Origin of the sequence: Streptomyces triticisoli, from assembly GCF_003270085.1 — a bacterium.
Lineage (GTDB): Bacteria > Actinomycetota > Actinomycetes > Streptomycetales > Streptomycetaceae > Streptomyces > Streptomyces triticisoli.
In genome coordinates this window covers 1-18,080 of sequence record NZ_QFDQ01000150.1, presented here as the reverse complement: position 1 = coordinate 18,080, position 18,080 = coordinate 1, and the positions used below count along the sequence as shown (strand labels likewise).

Genomic DNA, 18,080 nt, shown 5'->3' with positions numbered 1-18,080 from the left:
CCAGGGCGCCCGCTGGCGGACCGGCACGGCCGGGCCGGGCGAGGTCGGGCTCGCCGGACCCCGGGTCCGGGCGGCCGGCGGCCGGATCACCGCCGCCTGGCGCGACGACCTGCGCTACACCTCCCGGCAGGCCGGCTACCACGGCGGCGCCTCCCTCGCGGAGGTCACCGTGCCCGTCCTCGCCTTCGTCCCCTCCGACAGCCGTGTCCCCGCGGGGTGGACGGTGCTGCCCGCCGAGGACACCGTCCCCGAGTGGTGGCGCGCCGGAGCGGAACCCGTGCCCGCGCAGGCGCCCGAACCGGCGGCCCGCGGCCGGGGCAGGAAACCGGCGCCGCAGACCGAGAGCCTGTTCCCGCAGGACGGCCACGGCAGCCCCGGCGAGCAGACGGTGCGCAGCGCGCCGTACCGGACCCAGCGCGACTTCGTGCGGCTGCCGCCGAGCGACACGGCCGTGGCCGCCGCCCTCGACGCGCTGCTCGCGGCCGGCGGCAAGCTCTCCCCGGCCGCGGTCGCCGCCGCCGCGCAGGCCGCCACCGGCAAGTCGCAGCGCAACCCGGAGCGGTTCGTCACCGTGCTGGAGCGGCTGCTGAACATCGACGGCTACCCGGTGCTCCAGCTGACGGAGTCCGGGCGCACGGTCCACCTGGACAAGGAGCTGCTGCGGCAGCAGTTCACCGGAGGCACCACCTCATGAGCACCACCGCCGCACCCACCCCGGGCGGTTCCGGGACGCCCGGCATCAGCGCCGCGCGGGCCCGGGACGTCGTCGACGCGCTGCGCCGCGGCACCGTGCCGCAGCAGGGGCTCGGGCTGTTCGCCGTGGGGCTCGACCGGTTCGCGGAGGCCCTGGACGACGACCTGGACACCGTCGCCCGCGGCGGCTCCGCCTTCCACGCGCTGCGCGGCGAGTACGGCTCCGGCAAGACGTTCTTCGCCCGCTGGCTCGCCGAGCGGGCCAAGCGGCGCGGACTGGCCGTCAGCGAGGTGCAGATCTCCGAGACCGAGACCCCGCTGCACCGCCTGGAGACCGTCTACCGGCGCCTGGCCGAACGCCTGACCACCGCCACCCACCCGCCGTCCGCCCTGCGGGCCGTCGTCGACTCCTGGTTCTACGCGCTGGAGGAGGAGGTCCTCGACGCCGGAGAGGTCGAGGAGGACGACGAGCAGGGACTCGGCCGGGCCGTGGACGAGCTGCTGGAGCGGCGGCTCGCGGACGTCGCCCGCACCACCCCCGCCTTCTCCGCGGCGCTGCGCGGCTACCGCGACGCGGTGGCCGCCGGTGACGGAGCGCGCGCCGAGGCGCTGATCGCCTGGCTCGGCGGGCAGAGGTCCGTGGCCGCCGCCGCCAAGCGCGCGGCCGGAGTGCGCGGCGACCTCGACCACTTCGGCGCCCTCGGCTTCCTGCAGGGGCTGCTGACCGTGCTGCGGGACTGCGGGCACCCCGGACTGCTCCTGGTCCTTGACGAGGTGGAGACGCTCCAGCGGGTGCGCGGCGACGTACGGGAGAAGTCGCTGAACGCGCTGCGGCAGCTCCTCGACGAGATCGACGCGGGCCGGTTCCCGGGACTCTTCCTGGTCATCACCGGCACCCCCGCCTTCTACGACGGGCAGCAGGGCGTGCAGCGCCTCGCGCCGCTGGCGCAGCGGCTGGCCACCGACTTCACCACCGACCCGCGCTTCGACTCCCCGCGCGCCGTGCAACTGCGCCTGCCCGGCTTCGACCTGGCCTCCCTCGGCGAACTCGGCCGCAAGGTGCGCGGGGTGTACACGGCGACGGCCAGGAACCCCGAGCGGATCGCCGCGCGCGCCGACGACGCCTACCTGGACGAGCTGGCGCGGGCGGTGACGGGCTCGCTCGGCGGCAAGGCCGGCATCGCGCCCCGCCTGTACCTGCGCAAGCTGGTCGCCGACGTCCTCGACCGGGTCGACACGTTCGACGACTTCGACCCCCGGGCCCACTACACGCTCACGGTCGACAGCGCCGAACTCGACGAGGTGGAGCGCAACGCGGCGGCGAGCGCCGGGGACGTGGAGCTGGAGCTGGACCTGCCGTGAGCGCCGACGCGCTGGACCGCCTCGACCCGATCCTCGTCCACCACATCGTCAACTCGCTCGGCTGGCGTTCACTGCGCCCCTTGCAGGAGGAGGCGATCCAGCCGGTGCTCGCCGGGCAGGACGTCGTCCTGCTCGCGCCGACCGCCGGCGGCAAGACCGAGGCCGCCGTCCTCCCGCTGCTGACCCGGGCACAGCGGGAGGGCTGGAAGGGCACCGGCATCCTCTACGTCACCCCGCTGAAGGCGCTGCTCAACAACCTGCATCCGCGGCTGGAGACGTACACGGGCTGGGTGGGGCGCACAGCCGAGCTGTGGCACGGGGACATCGCCGCCACCCGGCGCCGCCGCATCCTCGCCCAGCGCCCGGACCTGCTGCTCACCACGCCCGAGTCGCTGGAGGCGATGCTCGTCAGCGTGAACGTGGACCACCGGGCGTTCTTCTCGGGGCTGCACAGCGTGGTCGTCGACGAGGTGCACGCCTTCGCCGGCGACGACCGCGGCTGGCACCTGCTGGCCGTGCTGGAGCGCCTGCAGAAGGTCGTCGGGCGGCCGGTGCAGCGGATCGGGCTGTCGGCCACCGTCGGCAATCCGCGTCAACTCCTGGACTGGTTGCAGGGGTCGGGGCGGGGCGGGCGTCCGGGCCGGGTCGTCGCGCCCGGCGTGGCGCTGCCCGAGCCGGGCTCCGGCGGCGACCCGTCGGTGTCCCTGCCGGAGGGTGAGCCCGCCACCCCGCCGCCGGGAGACGTGGAACTGGACTACGTCGGCTCCGTCGCCAACGCGGCCACCGTGATCGCCGCGCTGCACCGGGGCGAGAAACGCCTGGTGTTCTGCGAGAGCCGGCGCACCGTCGAGGAACTGGGCGAACAGCTCAGGCTGCGCGGCGTGACCATGTTCCTCTCGCACGCCTCGCTGTCCACCGACGAACGACGGCGCGCGGAGGCGGCCTTCGCCGAGGCCCGGGACTGCGTGATCGTCTCCACCAGCACCCTGGAACTCGGCATCGACGTGGGCGACCTGGACCGGGTGATCCAGCTCGACGCCCCCGCGACGGTGGCCTCGTTCCTGCAACGCCTGGGCCGCACCGGACGGCGCCCCGGCACCACGCGCAACTGCCTCTTCCTGGCCCTGGACGACGCCGGACTGCTGTCGGCCGCGTCCCTGCTGCTGGCCTGGTCGCGCGGCTGGGTCGAACCGGTGCTCCCGCCGCCCGACCCCCGCCACCTCGTCGCCCAGCAGATCCTCGCCCTGTGCCTGCAGGAGCACCGCGTCGGCGAGAACCTGTGGCAGAAGTGGTGGGGCGGCCTGAACCCGTTCGGGACGGCGGCGGAACCGGTCGTACGGCATCTCGTCGAACAGGGCTGGCTGGAACGGGACGGCGGCACGCTGTTCATCGGCCCGGAGGCCGAACGCCGCTACGGGCAGCGGCACTTCATGAACCTCACGGCCTCGTTCACCGCGCCCCCGGAGTTCACCGTCCTCAGCGGGCGCACGGAGATCGGCCGCACGGACCCGGACCTGCTCACCGAGGAGGTGGCAGGACCCCGCAAGCTGCTGCTGGCAGGCCGCAGTTGGCTGGTGACGTACATCGACTGGCAGCGCCGGCGCTGTTTCGTGGAGCCGGCGGACGAGGGCGGGCGGGCCAAGTGGAGCGGATTCGGGCCGGTGCGCGTCCGCTCCCGGGTCCTGACCCGGGCCGCTCGTGAGGTGCTGCTCGGCAGCGACCCGCCGGTGGCCCTCACCCGGCGGGCCACGGCGCGGCTCGCCGAGGCGCGGGAGGCGCACCTGCACGTCGTCCACCCGGGCTCCACGCTCATCACCCGGGACGGTGACGGGGACGTGCGCTGGTGGACCTGGGCGGGACACCGGGCGAACGCCACCCTGGCGGCCTCCCTCTCCCCCGTCACGGTCCCGCACCGGCGCGTGGACGACCGGTTCATCGCCCTGCGCGACGACCTCACGGCGCAGGCCTGGCAGGCGGCGCTGACCGACGCGCGAGCCGGCCTCACCCTGCCCGAGATCGACATCCGCGCCGTACGCGGCCTGAAGTTCGCCGAGGCTCTGCCCGAGCGGCTGGCGGAGGCCACCCTGGCGGCCCGGCTGGCGGACGAGCCGGGCGCACGGGCGGTACTGGCGGAGGACGTACGGTTCGTCAGCCGCCAGAAGGGCTGAGAACGGCACCTTCCGGGGAACGCGGGGGCAACCGCTTCCAAGGGGCGCGGGGAACTGCGCGACCAACCACGAACGACCCGCACCCGACATCGGAACCCCCGCTGGGCAGACGCCGAAACACACCGGTGCCCGGCGCCCCGAGGGGACACCGGGCACCGGTGACGTGGCTCAGCTCGGCGGAGCGGCTCAGTGGGCGTGGCCGTGGCCGTGGCCCGCGGCGGCCGGCTCTTCCTCTTCCTTCTTCTCGACGACCAGGGTCTCGGTCGTCAGCAGGAGGGAGGCGATGGAGGCGGCGTTCTCCAGGGCGGAGCGGGTGACCTTCACCGGGTCGATGACGCCGGCCTTGACCAGGTCGCCGTACTCGCCGGTGGCGGCGTTGTAGCCGCTGCCCTTCTCCAGCTCCCTGACCTTGGAGACGATGACGTAGCCCTCCAGGCCCGCGTTCTCCGCGATCCAGCGCAGCGGCTCGACGACGGCGTTGCGGACGACCGAGACGCCGGTGGCCTCGTCGCCGGTCTTGCCGAGGTTGCCCTCCAGGACCTTGGAGGCGTGGACGAGCGCGGAGCCGCCACCGGAGACGATGCCCTCCTCGACCGCGGCGCGGGTCGCGGAGATGGCGTCCTCCAGACGGTGCTTCTTCTCCTTCAGCTCCACCTCGGTGGCGGCGCCGACCTTGATCACGCACACGCCGCCGGCCAGCTTCGCGAGGCGCTCCTGGAGCTTCTCGCGGTCCCAGTCGGAGTCGGTGTTCTCGATCTCGGCCTTGATCTGCGCGATGCGGCCCTCGACGTCCTCCTTCTTGCCGGCGCCGTCGACGATCGTGGTGTCGTCCTTGGTGACGGTGACGCGGCGGGCGGAGCCGAGGACGTCCAGACCGGCCTGGTCGAGCTTGAGGCCGACCTCCTCGGAGATGACGGTGGCGCCGGTGAGGACCGCCATGTCCTGCAGCATCGCCTTGCGGCGGTCGCCGAAGCCGGGGGCCTTGACGGCCGTGGCGTTGAACGTGCCGCGGATCTTGTTGACGACCAGCGTCGACAGGGCCTCGCCCTCGACGTCCTCGGCGATGATCAGCAGCGGCTTCGAGGCGTTCGCCTGGATGATCTTCTCGAGCAGCGGCAGCATGTCCGCGATCGCGGAGATCTTGCCCTGGTGGATCAGGATGTACGGGTCGTCGAGGACGGCCTCCATACGCTCCTGGTCCGTCACGAAGTACGGCGACAGGTAGCCCTTGTCGAAGGCCATGCCCTCGGTGAAGTCCAGCTCCAGACCGAAGGTGTTGGACTCCTCGACGGTGATGACACCGTCCTTGCCGACCTTGTCCATCGCCTCGGCGATCAGCTCGCCGACCTGCTGGTCCTGGGCGGACAGCCCGGCCACGGCGGCGATGTCGGACTTCTCGTCGATCGGGCGCGCCGAGGCGTGCAGCTCGTCGGAGATGGCCTTGACCGCGGCGTCGATGCCCTTCTTCAGGGCGGCCGGGGAGGCACCGGCGGCGACGTTCTTCAGGCCCACGCGCACCAGCGCCTGGGCGAGCACGGTGGCGGTGGTGGTGCCGTCACCCGCGATGTCGTTGGTCTTGGTCGCCACCTCCTTCACCAGCTGGGCGCCAAGGTTCTCGTGCGGGTCCTCGATCTCGACCTCGCGGGCGATGGTGACGCCGTCGTTGGTGATGGTGGGGGCGCCGAACTTCTTGTCGATGACGACGTTGCGGCCCTTGGGGCCGATCGTCACCTTGACCGTGTCGGCAAGCTTGTTGACGCCGCGCTCAAGGGCGCGACGGGCGTCCTCGTCGAACTTCAGGATCTTCGCCATGGCAGCGGGAGCCCTCTCGGGAGTCTGGTGGAAAGACGCTGCGCCCCGGGCGCCCGGCCTGTTATCGGTCGCGGGGGCCAGGGGCGCAGCTCACAGCAGGAATGCTGAGGTGACTTACTTCTCGATGATCGCGAGGACGTCGCGAGCCGAGAGAACGAGGTATTCCTCGTTGTTGTACTTCACCTCGGTGCCGCCGTACTTGCTGTAGAGCACGACGTCGCCGACCTTCACGTCGAGCGGAAGGCGGTTGCCCTCCTCGAAGCGGCCCGGGCCCACGGCCAGGACGACGCCCTCCTGGGGCTTCTCCTTGGCGGTGTCCGGGATGACCAGGCCAGAGGCCGTGGTCTGCTCGGCGTCCAGCGGCTGGACCACAATGCGGTCCTCGAGCGGCTTGATGGCAACCTTGGAGCTGGCGGTCGTCACGATCCGACCTCCCCCTTCGGAGATCTCACGGGGTTAACTGTCTGAGGTGGCGACCAGGTCGATCCGTCGTCGCGGGTGCCGGACCTGCCCGTCGCTTTGTTGGCACTCTCCAGGGGGGAGTGCCAGAGCCGAGACTATGACTGCGGTTAGCACTCGGTCAAGCGGAGTGCCAATTGCCTCGTGGCGCGTCGGCCGGGAGTGCGCTGTGCTGTACGTCCGTGCAAGGTGCCGTCTCTTACGGTGACCGCCCCTGGGGGCTGCGCCCCCAGACCCCCGCTGTCGGCCCGAACGGCCTCGTCCTCAAGCGCCGGACAGGCTGGTTGTCGCCGGTCCCGGATGAAAACGTGACCTCACAGGTAGTCCTCCAGCCGGGCCACCGCGAACCCCTCGGCCGTCACGTGGTCGAGGAACCGGCGCATGGTGTCGACCATCGTGCCGTTCCACTCGCCCGGGCCCCGGAAGTGGGTGAGGACGATGTCCCCGGGGCGCATCCGCTGGTCGTCCTCGCGGAACTCCCAGTGGTCGACGTAGACCTCCTCGTTCCAGATCGGCGCGTACTCGATGCCGCAGGACTTGGCGGCGCGCAGGGTGTCCTGGTTGTAGTTGCCGTAGGGCGGGCGGAACACCTTCGGGCGCTTGCCGAACTCCTTCCGCATGACGTCCTGCATGCCGCAGATCTCGTGCCGCTGCTCCTCGTAGGACAGACCCGGCAGGTACGGGTGGTGCAGGGTGTGGTTGTTGAGGGTGACTCCCAAGGCCTGCATCTTCCGGAAGTAGTCGTAGTCGTCCTCGATGAGGTAGTTGCTGAGGAACGCCGTGTACGGGATCTTCAGGTCGTTCATCATCCGCAGGAACGCGGGGTCCTTCTCCGTGCCGTCGTCGATGGTGAGGAAGACGACCTTGTCCTTGGTGGGGACCGTGGTGAAGACCGGGGGCAGGTCCCAGTCCTCCTGGTGGCCCACCTCGAAGCCCGGGCGGGCGGTGATCCTCGGTTTCGTGGCGGGCGGCGGCGGGGGCACCAGCGGGACCTGCTCCAGGCCCCAGCGCCTGGCGGCGGCCGCCCGCTGCGCGGAGGTGCGCAGGCGGTCTGCGTACGAGTCCGGGGCGCGGGCCGGCGGTGCCTGGAGGCGCTGCTGGCCGGGGGCCGGACTCACCGGTGTGCCCGACTGGGCACAGCCGGAGGCGAGGGCGGCGACGGCGAGAACCGTGAGCCCGCCGTGGATCCCCACCGTGCGATACAGGAACCCTTTGGGGCTCTTTTTGTCATTTTGTACTACTGGTCCCATGGCGCCGGATCCTCGCAGTCCGCCGCCCGGAACCCGGGGCGACACCGCGGCCCTGAGGCACACCATCCACCGACCGGCCCACAATGGGCCGGTGAACGACCACCTCCACGCCTTCGCCTCGCTGCTCACCCCCGAGGGCCGCGCCCTCCTGGACGAGGTGCGCGACACCGACCCCGCCGACGAACTCGCCGTCGCCACCCGGCTGCGCTGCCGGCACCCCGCCGAGCTGGTGTCGGCGGCGCTCGGCCAGGCCCTGCTGCGGCAACGGGCGGTGGCGAAGTTCGGGGCCGAGGACGCGGGGCGGATGTTCTTCACGCCGAACGGGGTGGAGCAGTCGACACGGGCGAGCGTGGCGGCGTACCGGGCGCACCGCTTCCGCGAACTCGGCGTGACCTCCGTCGCCGACCTGTGCTGCGGCATCGGCGGCGACGCGATCGCGCTGGCCCGCGCGGGGATCCGGGTCCTCGCCGTGGACCGTGACCCGCTGACGGTGGCCACGGCGCGGGCGAACGCGGAGGCCCTGGGACTCGCGGACCTGATCGAGGTGCGGGAGGCGGACGTGACGGAGGTGGACCCGTCGCCGTACGACGCCGTCTTCGTGGACCCCGCCCGTAGAGGTGGCAGACAAGGAGGGGCCGTGCGAAGCACGTCGATGAGGGGTGGTGGCCGGGCGACGGGCGGGCGGATCTTCGACCCGGAGGCGTACTCGCCCCCGCTCTCCTGGGCCGTCGGCACGGCCCTCAAGGCACCGCACGCCGCCCTGAAGGTCGCCCCCGGCATCCCGCACGAGGCGCTCCCGCCGCAGGCCGAGGCCGAGTGGATCTCCAACGGCGGGGAGGTGAAGGAGGCGGTGCTGTGGTTCGGCACCGAGCCTGGCCTGGTCCGGGCGACCCTGCTGCCCGGCCCGCACACCCTGCGCGCCCGCGGCCTGCCCGACCCCCGGGTCCGTACCCCGGGCCGCTACCTGTACGAACCGGACGGTGCGGTCATCCGCGCCCATCTCGTGGCCGAGGTCGCCGCGGACCTCGACGGCGGCCTCCTCGACCCGTCCATCGCGTACGTCACCGCCGACGAACTCCGCCCCACCCCGTACGCCACCGCCTACGAGATCGACGCCCGGCTCCCCTTCAACGCCAAGAAACTGAAGGCCCTGCTGCGCGAGCGCGAGGTCGGCACCCTGACCGTGAAGAAGCGCGGCTCGGCGGTCGAGCCGGAGGAACTGCGCCGCAAGGTCCTCCCGAAGCCGCACGGGAGGAACACGGCAACGGTGTTCCTCACCCGCGTCGCGGGGGCCCCGACCATGCTGCTCGGCCGCCCGGCGCGCTGACGCCCTCAGGACGCGACGATCGCCTCGCCGATGGCGAAGCCCTTGGCCGGCCCCTCCGGGATCACCGCGTCGGTGCCGTAAGGGACACGGTGTTCGTCGGTGTACTTGGCCTTCTTCGGATCGGGGGACGTCAGCACCAGGACGGCTCCCTCGTCGTCGAAGTCGTCGACGATCACATACACCGGGATCCCCGCCCGGGCGTACTCGCGGCGCTTGCGGACGCGGTCACGCTGGAGGTTCCGGTGACCTGGCGAGCTGACCTCGATGACCGTCTTCACCCCGGCGGCGTCGACGCCGAGCCCCTCCTCGTCGGGGATCTCGTCGAGGTCGAGGGGGGCGACGAAGAGGTCGGGGATCCAGGGTTTGTGGCGGTGGATGACATTGCCGTCGTGATGAACTGCGTAACCGCTGCCCGCCAGGTGCGCATCAAGCGCACGGCGGAGGCGGCCGATGAGGACGGTGTGACGACGGCGACCGGTGGGCGACACCTCGATGGCCCCCTCGATGATCTCGGCGCGGTAGCCCTCGGGGAGATCCAGGGCCTTCCACGCCTGCCACAGGACCTCGTCCAGATCGGCACCAGGTTCGGAAACCGGCTCGTCTGTCACCACCGGAGCCACCTCTTCTGCGAGAGCGGTCATCGTGAAGCACCTCCTCCTTCAAGTGTGGGCGGGAGCGCCACTACGGCACAAGTGACAGCCGTGACGGTACGTATACGCAGCGCACCGCGGGTCCTCATGCGTGCCGATCATCCGAACGAGTGATCATGTCCCGTCGGTTCGACCGCGGTCAGCGCAGCGACGCCCACAGTTCGCTCGCCTCCGGCTCCTGGGCCACCACGCGGTTGGGGTTGTACGGGGCCGTCACCACCGGAAGGGTCACCGTTTCCACGTTCTCGGCCGTCAGGTCCTTCAGGCTCCGGGCGAGGGTCGTCAGCTCCGCGAGCGAGTCCAGGCCGGTGTCCGTGGTCAGGCTGCCGGTGACCGCGTCGGCCACGCGGTAGAGCCGGGCGGGGTCGTTCAGGAGGCCGGTGGAGGTGATCTCCTCCAGCATGGCCCTGACCAGCATCTGCTGCAGCCCTATGCGGCCGAGGTCGCTGCCGTCGCCTATGCCGTGCCGGGTGCGGGCGAGGGCGAGGGCCTGGGTGCCGTCCAGGTGGTGGGTGCCGGCCTCCAGGTGCAGGTGGCTCTTGTCGTCGTCGATGTCCTGCTCGGTGGTGACGGTGACCCCGCCGAGCGCGTCCACCAGTTTCGCGAAGCCGGAGAAGTCGATCTCGACGTAGTGGTCCATGCGGACGTCGGTGAGCGACTCGACCGTCTTGACCGCGCACACCGGCCCGCCCACCGAGTAGGCGCTGTTGAACATCGCGCTGTACGCCGCCGTCGTCGCGCCGCCGGAGGCCAACGGGCAGGACGGGCGCGCCACCAGCGTGTCGCGCGGGATGCTCACCACGGTGGCCGAGGTCCGGCCCGCGTCGATGTGCACCACCATCGCGGTGTCGGAGCGCGCGCCCTCGCTGTCGCCGCCGCCGAGCTCCTTGTTCTCCGTGCCGCCGCGCGAGTCCGAGCCCAGCACCAGGATGTTGAGGGCGCCGCCGGGCAGGGCGGGCGCCTCCGCCGAGGGCTCCGTCAGCAGCCTGGGCGGGCGGTTGTCGCCGAGCGCGTTGTTGATGTCGACGCCCGTGATGTTGTGGTTCAGCTGCCAGTACGTCCAGCCCGCCGCCGCGACGCCCAGCACCAGGGCGCCGGCCAGGGTCAGGCCCACGGCCTTCAGCGCCCCCGAGCGTGCCGAGCTCGCCGCGCGCGCCGGATCCGCCCGTCTGCCGGCCTCCCCGCTGTCCCCCTGTCCCCCGTCGCGTTCCCTGTCATGTCCCCTGTTGTGTCCCCTCACAGAGAGGAACATACGTCCGAGTCATGAAAAGCTCACCAAGGGGAGGGCGACACAAGGCTTTTCTTCAGAAAATCTCATCTCCGAAAGTTTCGACACGCCCCGGCACCCCGGCCTCACCCGGTCTCACCCAGTCCCCCCGGCCTCACCCCGCCGGCGCCGCCGTGCTGCTGCGCACCACCAGGCTCGTGGCCAGTTCCACCCGGGTCGCCACCGGCGACTCCTCCTCGCGCCCGAGGTCCAGCACCAGCTTCGCCGCCGCCTCCGCCATCTCCGTCAGCGGCTGGCGTACGGTCGTCAGCGGCGGTCCCACCCAGCGCGCCACCGGCAGGTCGTCGAAGCCGACCACGCTCAGGTCCTCCGGGATGCGCAGCCCCAGCTCGCGTGCCGCCTCGTACAGGCCGAGCGCCTGCAGGTCGTTGCCCGCGAAGACGGCGGTCGGCCGGTCCTCGCGGCCCAGCAGCTTCAGGCCCAGCCGGTAGCCGGCCTCGTGGTGGAAGTCGCCGGTCACGATCAGCGACGGGTCCACCGGCAGTCCCGCCGTCTCCAGCGCCGCCCGGTAGCCGTCGACCCGGGCGCGGCTGCACATCATCCGCGACGGCCCGCTGATCGCGCCGATCCGGGTGTGCCCGAGCTCCACCAGGTGCCGGGTCGCGGCCAGCCCGCCCTGCCAGTTGGTCGCGCCGATCGACGGCACGTCGGCGCCGGGGTCACCGGCCGGGTCCATCACCACGAACGGGATGGAGCGGCTGGTCAGCAGCGCCCGCTGGGACTCGTCGAGCCCGGACAGCACCAGGATCACGCCGTGCGGGCGGCGGGCGGCGACCTGGTCGGCCCAGGTCCGCCCGGGGGTGAGCCGGCCCGCGCTCTCGGAGAGCACGACGCTCAGCCCCGCGTCCCGTGCCACGTTCTCCACGCCCCGGATGACCTCCATCGCCCAGGCGCTCTCCAGCTCGTGGAAGACCAGGTCGATCAGCGGCGAGCGGGTCGCCTCGGCCCGCCGGCGCCGGTAGCCGTGGGCCCGCAGCAGCTCCTCGACACGGCTGCGGGTCGTCGGGGCGACATCGGCCCGCCCGTTGAGGACCTTCGAAACAGTCGGAGCCGACACACCGGCCTCGCGGGCGATCTCGGCGAGCGTGGCGGTCTGTGTTTCTGCGGGCTTTGGAGGGTTCATGCGGGCGATCGTATCTCTGCGCAACCCCTTGACGAACCCCCCTGCGCGCCATAAGTTCCCGGAACATTCGAAGTGTCATGCGAAACATTCGGCCACACGCAACTTCCGGTTACGCGCACTTCGGTCACCCGCACACACCGGCCGGACGAACATTCGGCAACACGACATCGTGAGAGGTGCCGTCACATGGAGTCCTACAGCAGGCGCTGGTTCCTCGGCGCCGGCGCCACCACCCTCATCTCGGCCGCCGGACTCACCGCCTGTGGTTCCGGCGGCGGCTCCGGCGGTTCGGGCGGCGGCACCATCACGGCGATGGTGTACGGCGACGACGCGGTGAAGGTGCAGACCGCGGCCGTCAGCCGGTTCAACGCCTCCGCCGCGGCCAAGGAGGCGAAGGGCAGGATCAAGCTGGAGAAGGTGCCCGGCTCGGACTACCCCGCCAAGCTGCGCACCGCGATGGGCTCGCCGCACGCCCCCGACCTGTTCTTCAACTGGGGCGGCGGCTCCATCAAGGCGTACAAGGATGCGAACCAGCTGATCGACCTCACCGACATCATCAAGTCCGACCCGGTCCTCAGGGACGGCTTCCTGCCCTCCGTGCTCGCCGCGGGCGCGCTGGGCGGCCGCAACTACGGCGTCCCGATGCGCGGCATGCAGCCGGTGATCCTCTTCTACAACAAGGCGGTCTTCGCCGAGCACAAACTCCAGCCGCCCACCACCTGGGACCAGCTGCTCGACATCAACGCCAAGCTGAAGAAGGCGAGGATCACCCCGTTCGCGCTCGGCGGTGCCGACACCTGGACGGAACTGATGTGGCTGGAGTACCTGGTCGACCGCATCGGCGGGCCCGAGGTCTTCGAGCGCATCAAGAACGGCGACTCCGCCGGCTGGGGCGACCCGGCCGTGCTCAAGGCCGCCGAGACGGTCAAGCAGCTCATCGACGACGGCGCCTTCGGCAAGGGCTACAGCTCGGTGGGGTACGGCAACGGCGGCGCGCCCGCGGTCTTCGCCAAGGGCAAGGCGGCCATGCACCTGATGGGCTCGTGGGAGTACCCCACGCAGCTCGGCAAGTTCCCGGACTTCGCCAGGAAGGACCTGGGCTGGTGCGCGTTCCCGGAGTTCGAGGGCGGCTCCGGAGACATCCGCAACGTCGTCGGCAACCCCACCAACTACTGGTCGGTGAACGCCCGTACGTCCAACAAGGACGCGGCGATCGCCTTCCTGAAGGAGTGCGCCTCCGACGCCTACACCAAGGACCTGGTCGACAACGGCGACATCCCGACCACGTCCAACGCGGCCAAGCTGCTCGACTCCTCCCCCAACCCCGAGTTCGCCAAGTTCCAGTACGAGATGGTGCAGCAGGCCCCGGCCTTCACCCTGAGCTGGGACCAGGCGGTCGACCCGAGCATCCAGACGCCGATGCTCACCGAGATCAACAAGCTGTTCGTGGGCAAGTCGACGCCGAGCCAGTTCGTGGCCGCGCTCAAGGGGCTGAAGTGAGCTCCACGGTCTCCACCGGTACGAAGGGCAGGCCCGGGAAGGGCGTGCGGGCCGGACGCCCGCACCCCTCCTGGGTCCTGCCCGGCGTCCTGTTCTTCGCCTTCTTCGCCATCGGCCCCATGCTCCTGGCCTTCTACCTGTCCTTCACCAGGTGGAACGGCCTGGGCGACCCCGAGCCGGTGGGCCTGGCGAACTGGCAGAAACTGATCGACGACCCGCGCCTGACCCAGTCCCTGACGGTGACCGTGCTGCTCACCGTCGTCAGCTGGGTCTTCCAGACCGTCGTCTCGCTGCTGCTGGGCGTCTGGGCGGCGGGCCGCCAGCGCAACCGGGCAGTCCTCTCCGCGGTCTTCTTCACACCGTTCCTGCTGTCCTCGACGGCGATCTCGCTGCTCTTCTACGCCCTGCTCGACCCCAACTTCGGCATCATCCAGGGCGACACGCTCGGCACCACCTCCGGCGCCTTCCTCGCGATCGTCTTCGTCGGCGGCTGGCAGTTCATCCCGTTCCACACCCTGATCTACCAGGGTGGGGCACGGCAGATCCCCGAAGTCCTCTACCAGGCCGCGGCGATCGACGGCGCCGGCCGCTACCGCCAGTTCTTCTCGATCACCCTGCCGCAGCTGCGCAACACGGCGACCACGTCGACCGTGCTGATGATCGTCGGCTCGCTGACGTACTTCGAGACCGTGCTGATCCTGACCCAGGGCGGCCCCGGCACGGACACCGCGATCCTGCCGTACCTGATGTACGAGGCGGGCTTCAAGAGCTACGACTTCGGCTACGCGAGCGCCGTCGCGACCTTCCTCGTCGTGGCCGCCACCGCGCTGTCGCTGCTGCTGGTCCGACTGACCGGCTTCGGCACCATGCGCAGCACCAGGGAAGGAATGTGACGAGGTGTCACACGATACGTTGCCACGCCGCCCCGTACGGGCCCCGAAGCCGCCGGTGACCTCGGGCCCCGCCCACCGCCGCCGCCACTGGACCAGGCGTCCGAACCCGCTGGCCGGCCTCGGCTCGGTCATCTGGCTGGCCGTCGTGATCATCCCCATCTACGCGATGATCACCACCTCGCTGACCAGCCAGGACAAGGCGCTGGGCCACAACGCCCTCAAGCCGCCCACCGACCCCACCCTCGAGAACTACGACATCGTCCTGCACAGCGGCTTCGGCCACCTGCTCACCAACACGGTGACCGTCGCGGCGGCCGTCGTGGCGATCGTCCTCGTGCTGTGCGTCCCCCTCGCCTACGTCGCCGTGCGCAGCCGCGGCTTCTGGTCGAGCGCGGCCTTCCGCCTGTTCCTGCTGGGTGTCGCCATCCCCGCACAGGCGGTCGTCGTCCCCCTCTACCTGATGATCGCCAAGCTGGACCTCTACGACAGCCTGCTCGCGATCATCCTGCCGACGGCGGCCTTCGCGATGCCGGTGTCGGTGCTCGTCCTCACCGGCACCATGCGGGACATCTCCGAGGAGCTGTACGAGGCGATGGCCCTGGACGGCGCCTCCCCCACGCGGATGCTGTTCCAGCTGGTCATCCCGGTGACCAAGGGCGGCATCAGCACGGTCGTCATCTACTCGGCCCTGCAGGCCTGGAACGGCTTCCTCTTCCCGCTGATCTTCACCCAGTCCGACGGCCCGCGCGTGCTGACCCTCGGCCTGTTCAACTACGTCAGCGAGTTCGGCGTGAACATCCCCGCCCTGCTCGCCTCCGTCGTCCTCTCCGGAATCCCGATCTTCGCCGTCTACCTGGTGGCCCGGCGCGCCCTCGTGGGCGGTCTGATGGGCGTGGGCGGCAAGTGAACCCACCCTCTTCCGACGTCTCTGACAGGAGCTCCATGACCACCGCCCCCTGGCGCGACCCCGCCCTGCCCGCCGCCGCCCGCGTCGACGACCTGCTCTCCCGGATGACGCTGGAGGAGAAGACCGCCCAGCTGTACGGCGTATGGGTGGGCGCCTCGACGGACGGCGACGGCGTCGCCCCGCACCAGCAGGCGATGAACACGGACTACGACTGGGACGAGCTGATCACCCTCGGCCTCGGCCAGCTCACCCGTTCCTTCGGCACCGCCCCCGTGGACCCGGCGCTGGGCGCGCAGGCACTGGCCCGCGCCCAGCGCCGGATCGCCGAGGCCGGCCGCTTCGGCATCCCGGCCGTCGCCCACGAGGAGTGCCTGGCCGGCTTCACGGCCTGGGGCGCGACCGCCTACCCGGTCCCCCTGGCCTGGGGCGCCGCCTTCGACCCGGCCCTGGTGGAGGAGATGGCCGGCCGCATCGGCCGGGACCTGCGCTCGGTGGGCGTGCACCAGGGACTCGCCCCCGTCCTGGACGTGGTCCGTGACCCGCGCTGGGGCCGGGTGGAGGAGACCATCGGCGAGGACCCGTACCTGGTCGGCACGATCGCCGCCGCCTACGTTCGAGGCCTTGAATCGGCGGGAATCGTCGCCACGCTGAAGCACTTCGCCGGATACGCCTCCTCGGTGGGCGCCCGCAACCTGGCCCCGGTACGGGCCGGCACCCGGGAGTTCGCCGACATCACGCTCCCGCCGTTCGAGATGGCGCTGCGCGAGGGCGGCGCGCGCTCGGTGATGGCGGCGTACACGGAGACGGACGGCGTACCGGCCTCCGCGGACCCGCACCTGCTCACCGAACTCCTGCGCGAGCAGTGGGGTTTCACGGGGACGGTGGTCGCCGACTACTTCGGCATCGACTTCCTGCAGATCCTGCACCGGGTGTCGGGCAGCCCGGCGGACTCCGCCGATCTGGCCCTGACCGCCGGCATCGACGTCGAGCTGCCCACCGTGAAGTGCTACGGCAAGGACCTGGCGGCGGCGGTGCGGGAGGGCACGGTCCCGGAGTCCCTGGTGGACCGCGCGGCCCGCCGCGTCCTGCTGCAGAAGTGCGAGCTGGGCCTGCTGGACGAGGACTGGAACGCCGACGTACCCGCGGAGTCGATCGACCTGGACTCGGCGGGCAACCGGGCCGTGGCCCGCCGCCTGGCCGAGGAGTCGGTGGTGCTGCTGACCAACCCGGACGGTGTGCTGCCGCTGTCGCCCGACACCCGGATCGCGGTGGTCGGCCCTCGTGCGGCGGACGCCCTGGCCATGCTGGGCTGCTACTCCTTCCCCTCCCACGTGGGCACCCAGCACCCCGAGGTGCCCATGGGCATCGAGATCCCCACCGTGCTGGACGCGCTGCGTACGGAACTGCCCGACGCGAAGGTGACGTTCACCGAGGGCTGCGACGTGTCCGACCCGGACACCTCCGGCTTCGAGGAGGCGGTCGCACGGGCGCGGGAGGCGGACGTGTGCGTGGCGGTCCTGGGCGACCGCTCGGGCCTGTTCGGCCGGGGCACGTCGGGCGAGGGCTGCGACGTGGCGGACCTGAGCCTGCCCGGCGTCCAGGGCGAGCTGCTGGACGCGCTGGTGGGCACGGGCGTGCCGGTGGTGCTGATCCTCCTCACCGGCCGCCCCTACGCGCTGGGCCGCTGGGACGGGCGCCTGGGCGCCGCCGTCCAGGCGTTCTTCCCCGGCGAGGAGGGCGGGTCCGCGGTCGCGGGCGTCCTCTCGGGCCGGGTGAACCCCTCGGGCCGGCTCCCGGTGAGCGTGCCGCGCGGGCCGGGGGGCCAGCCGTGGACGTACCTCCAGCCGCCGCTGGGTCTGGCCGGGGAGGTGAGCAGCCTGGACCCGACGCCGCTGTACCCGTTCGGACACGGGGTGTCGTACACAACGTTCGAGTGGTCCGACTTCCAGGGCAACGATGTCACCGAAATCGGCACGGACGGCTCGTACGACGTCTCGCTGACCGTCCGCAACACCGGTGACCTGGCCGGTGCGGAGGTCGTGCAGCTGTACCTGCACGACCCGGTGGCGTCGGTGACCCGCCCGGACGTACGCCTGATCGGCTACGAGCGGCTGGAGCTGTCCGCCGGCGAGTCCCGCCGGGTGACCTTCCGCTTCCACGCGGACCTGTCGGCGTTCACCGACCGCGGGGGCCGCCGGGTGGTGGAGCCGGGCGCCCTGGAACTGCGCCTGGCCGCCTCGTCCTCGGACATCCGCCACACGGCCCACCTGACCCTGACGGGTCCGGTGAGGGAGCTGGGCCCGGACCGCCGGCTGCGCTGCGAGACGGAGACCACGGAGGTGCCCTGACCCGTCCCACAGGGGTTTTCCGCCCCCGCCGCCCCTACCCGTCCCGTCCCCGGGGGCGGCGCCCCCCCCCAGACCCCCGCTTCGGCCTGAACGGCCTCGTCCTCAATCCCCCCAAGCTCTACGAGCAGGGGGCGCCCCCAGACAGGCTGACTTTTCCAGCCCCTCCGGCGACGGGGCGAGGACCTTGCACCCAGGGGGACACACACCCCACCGAGGTGCAGGGGCAGAGCCCCGCCGGGGTCTGGGGCGGAGCCCCGGGAACGGGACGCCTCCCCCCACCGAGACGGGCGGGTGGGTGGG

At 71.6% G+C, this 18,080-nt stretch carries 13 protein-coding genes and 1 pseudogene; 8 read left to right on the top strand and 6 right to left on the bottom strand.

What is annotated here, in order from left to right; translation table 11 throughout:
* The 3 genes and pseudogenes from DEP02_RS20595 to DEP02_RS20585 form a co-directional block, all read left to right on the top strand.
* Positions 1-694 (top strand): annotated as a pseudogene (locus tag DEP02_RS20595) (BREX-2 system phosphatase PglZ); the annotation flags it as partial.
* Positions 691-2,055, top strand: coding sequence for a BREX system ATP-binding protein BrxD (brxD, locus tag DEP02_RS20590; protein WP_112469159.1), 1,365 nt, complete (start codon positions 691-693; stop codon positions 2,053-2,055). The pseudogene DEP02_RS20595 and the gene brxD, both read left to right, overlap by 4 nt.
* The gene (locus DEP02_RS20585) at positions 2,052-4,223 is read left to right on the top strand and encodes a DEAD/DEAH box helicase (RefSeq protein ID WP_112469158.1); all 2,172 of its coding nucleotides are present in this window, start codon (positions 2,052-2,054) and stop codon (positions 4,221-4,223) included. The genes brxD and DEP02_RS20585 overlap by 4 nt, the downstream gene beginning before the upstream one ends.
* A gap of 186 nt (positions 4,224-4,409) precedes the next feature.
* Here the strand turns inward: DEP02_RS20585 and groL are convergent, their stop codons facing one another.
* The 3 genes from groL to DEP02_RS20570 form a co-directional block, all read right to left on the bottom strand.
* Positions 4,410-6,035: a chaperonin GroEL gene (gene groL, locus DEP02_RS20580; RefSeq protein ID WP_112469157.1), complete on the bottom strand. Its 1,626-nt coding sequence runs from the start codon at positions 6,033-6,035 to the stop codon at positions 4,410-4,412.
* Positions 6,036-6,149: 114 nt separating this feature from the next.
* Positions 6,150-6,458 carry a co-chaperone GroES gene (gene groES / locus DEP02_RS20575; RefSeq protein ID WP_111006804.1) on the bottom strand — a complete coding sequence of 103 codons (309 nt, stop codon included), beginning with the start codon at positions 6,456-6,458 and terminating at the stop codon, positions 6,150-6,152.
* 350 nt (positions 6,459-6,808) lie between these two features.
* Positions 6,809-7,744, bottom strand: a complete 936-nt coding sequence (locus DEP02_RS20570; RefSeq protein ID WP_112469156.1) for a polysaccharide deacetylase family protein — start codon at positions 7,742-7,744, stop codon at positions 6,809-6,811.
* Positions 7,745-7,835: 91 nt separating this feature from the next.
* Here DEP02_RS20570 and DEP02_RS20565 point away from each other — a divergent pair, with 91 nt between their 5' ends.
* The gene (locus DEP02_RS20565; RefSeq protein ID WP_232839211.1) at positions 7,836-9,071 is read left to right on the top strand and encodes a class I SAM-dependent methyltransferase; all 1,236 of its coding nucleotides are present in this window, start codon (positions 7,836-7,838) and stop codon (positions 9,069-9,071) included.
* Positions 9,072-9,076: 5 nt separating this feature from the next.
* On the opposite strand, the gene DEP02_RS20560 is transcribed toward DEP02_RS20565, so the two are convergent.
* The 3 genes from DEP02_RS20560 to DEP02_RS20550 form a co-directional block, all read right to left on the bottom strand.
* Complete coding sequence (locus DEP02_RS20560; protein WP_112469154.1) at positions 9,077-9,712, bottom strand: Uma2 family endonuclease; 636 nt, start codon at positions 9,710-9,712, stop codon at positions 9,077-9,079.
* Positions 9,713-9,860: 148 nt separating this feature from the next.
* On the bottom strand, positions 9,861-10,973 hold the full coding sequence (locus DEP02_RS20555) for an LCP family protein (protein ID WP_112469153.1): 1,113 nt from the start codon (positions 10,971-10,973) through the stop codon (positions 9,861-9,863).
* A 130-nt stretch (positions 10,974-11,103) separates the two neighbouring features.
* Complete coding sequence (locus tag DEP02_RS20550; protein WP_112469152.1) at positions 11,104-12,132, bottom strand: LacI family DNA-binding transcriptional regulator; 1,029 nt, start codon at positions 12,130-12,132, stop codon at positions 11,104-11,106.
* A gap of 186 nt (positions 12,133-12,318) precedes the next feature.
* On the opposite strand from DEP02_RS20550, the gene DEP02_RS20545 reads away from it, so the two are divergent.
* Genes DEP02_RS20545 through DEP02_RS20530 form a run of 4 tightly spaced genes read left to right on the top strand, consistent with a single transcriptional unit; the run spans position 12,319 to position 17,780 of the window.
* Positions 12,319-13,632 (top strand): ABC transporter substrate-binding protein, encoded by a 1,314-nt coding sequence (locus DEP02_RS20545; RefSeq protein ID WP_112469151.1) that lies wholly within the window; start codon positions 12,319-12,321, stop codon positions 13,630-13,632.
* Positions 13,629-14,525, top strand: coding sequence for a carbohydrate ABC transporter permease (locus DEP02_RS20540; protein WP_112469150.1), 897 nt, complete (start codon positions 13,629-13,631; stop codon positions 14,523-14,525). Before DEP02_RS20545 ends, DEP02_RS20540 begins: the two co-directional genes overlap by 4 nt.
* A 4-nt stretch (positions 14,526-14,529) precedes the next feature.
* On the top strand, positions 14,530-15,432 hold the full coding sequence (locus DEP02_RS20535) for a carbohydrate ABC transporter permease (RefSeq protein ID WP_198668504.1): 903 nt from the start codon (positions 14,530-14,532) through the stop codon (positions 15,430-15,432).
* A gap of 35 nt (positions 15,433-15,467) precedes the next feature.
* Entirely contained in the window at positions 15,468-17,780 is a 2,313-nt protein-coding gene (locus tag DEP02_RS20530; RefSeq protein ID WP_112469148.1) for a beta-xylosidase/alpha-l-arabinosidase, read from the top strand.
* The last annotated feature ends 300 nt before the right edge of the window (positions 17,781-18,080 follow it).

Coding starts and splice junctions, on each gene's coding strand:
- groL (WP_112469157.1), bottom strand. CDS start 6,035: ATGGCGAAGATCCTGAAGTTCGACGAGGACGCCCGTCGCGCCCTTGAG.
- DEP02_RS20555 (WP_112469153.1), bottom strand. CDS start 10,973: ATGTTCCTCTCTGTGAGGGGACACAACAGGGGACATGACAGGGAACGC.
- DEP02_RS20550 (WP_112469152.1), bottom strand. CDS start 12,132: ATGAACCCTCCAAAGCCCGCAGAAACACAGACCGCCACGCTCGCCGAG.
- DEP02_RS20530 (WP_112469148.1), top strand. CDS start 15,468: ATGACCACCGCCCCCTGGCGCGACCCCGCCCTGCCCGCCGCCGCCCGC.
- brxD (WP_112469159.1), top strand. CDS start 691: ATGAGCACCACCGCCGCACCCACCCCGGGCGGTTCCGGGACGCCCGGC.
- DEP02_RS20560 (WP_112469154.1), bottom strand. CDS start 9,712: ATGACCGCTCTCGCAGAAGAGGTGGCTCCGGTGGTGACAGACGAGCCG.
- DEP02_RS20545 (WP_112469151.1), top strand. CDS start 12,319: ATGGAGTCCTACAGCAGGCGCTGGTTCCTCGGCGCCGGCGCCACCACC.
- DEP02_RS20570 (WP_112469156.1), bottom strand. CDS start 7,744: ATGGGACCAGTAGTACAAAATGACAAAAAGAGCCCCAAAGGGTTCCTG.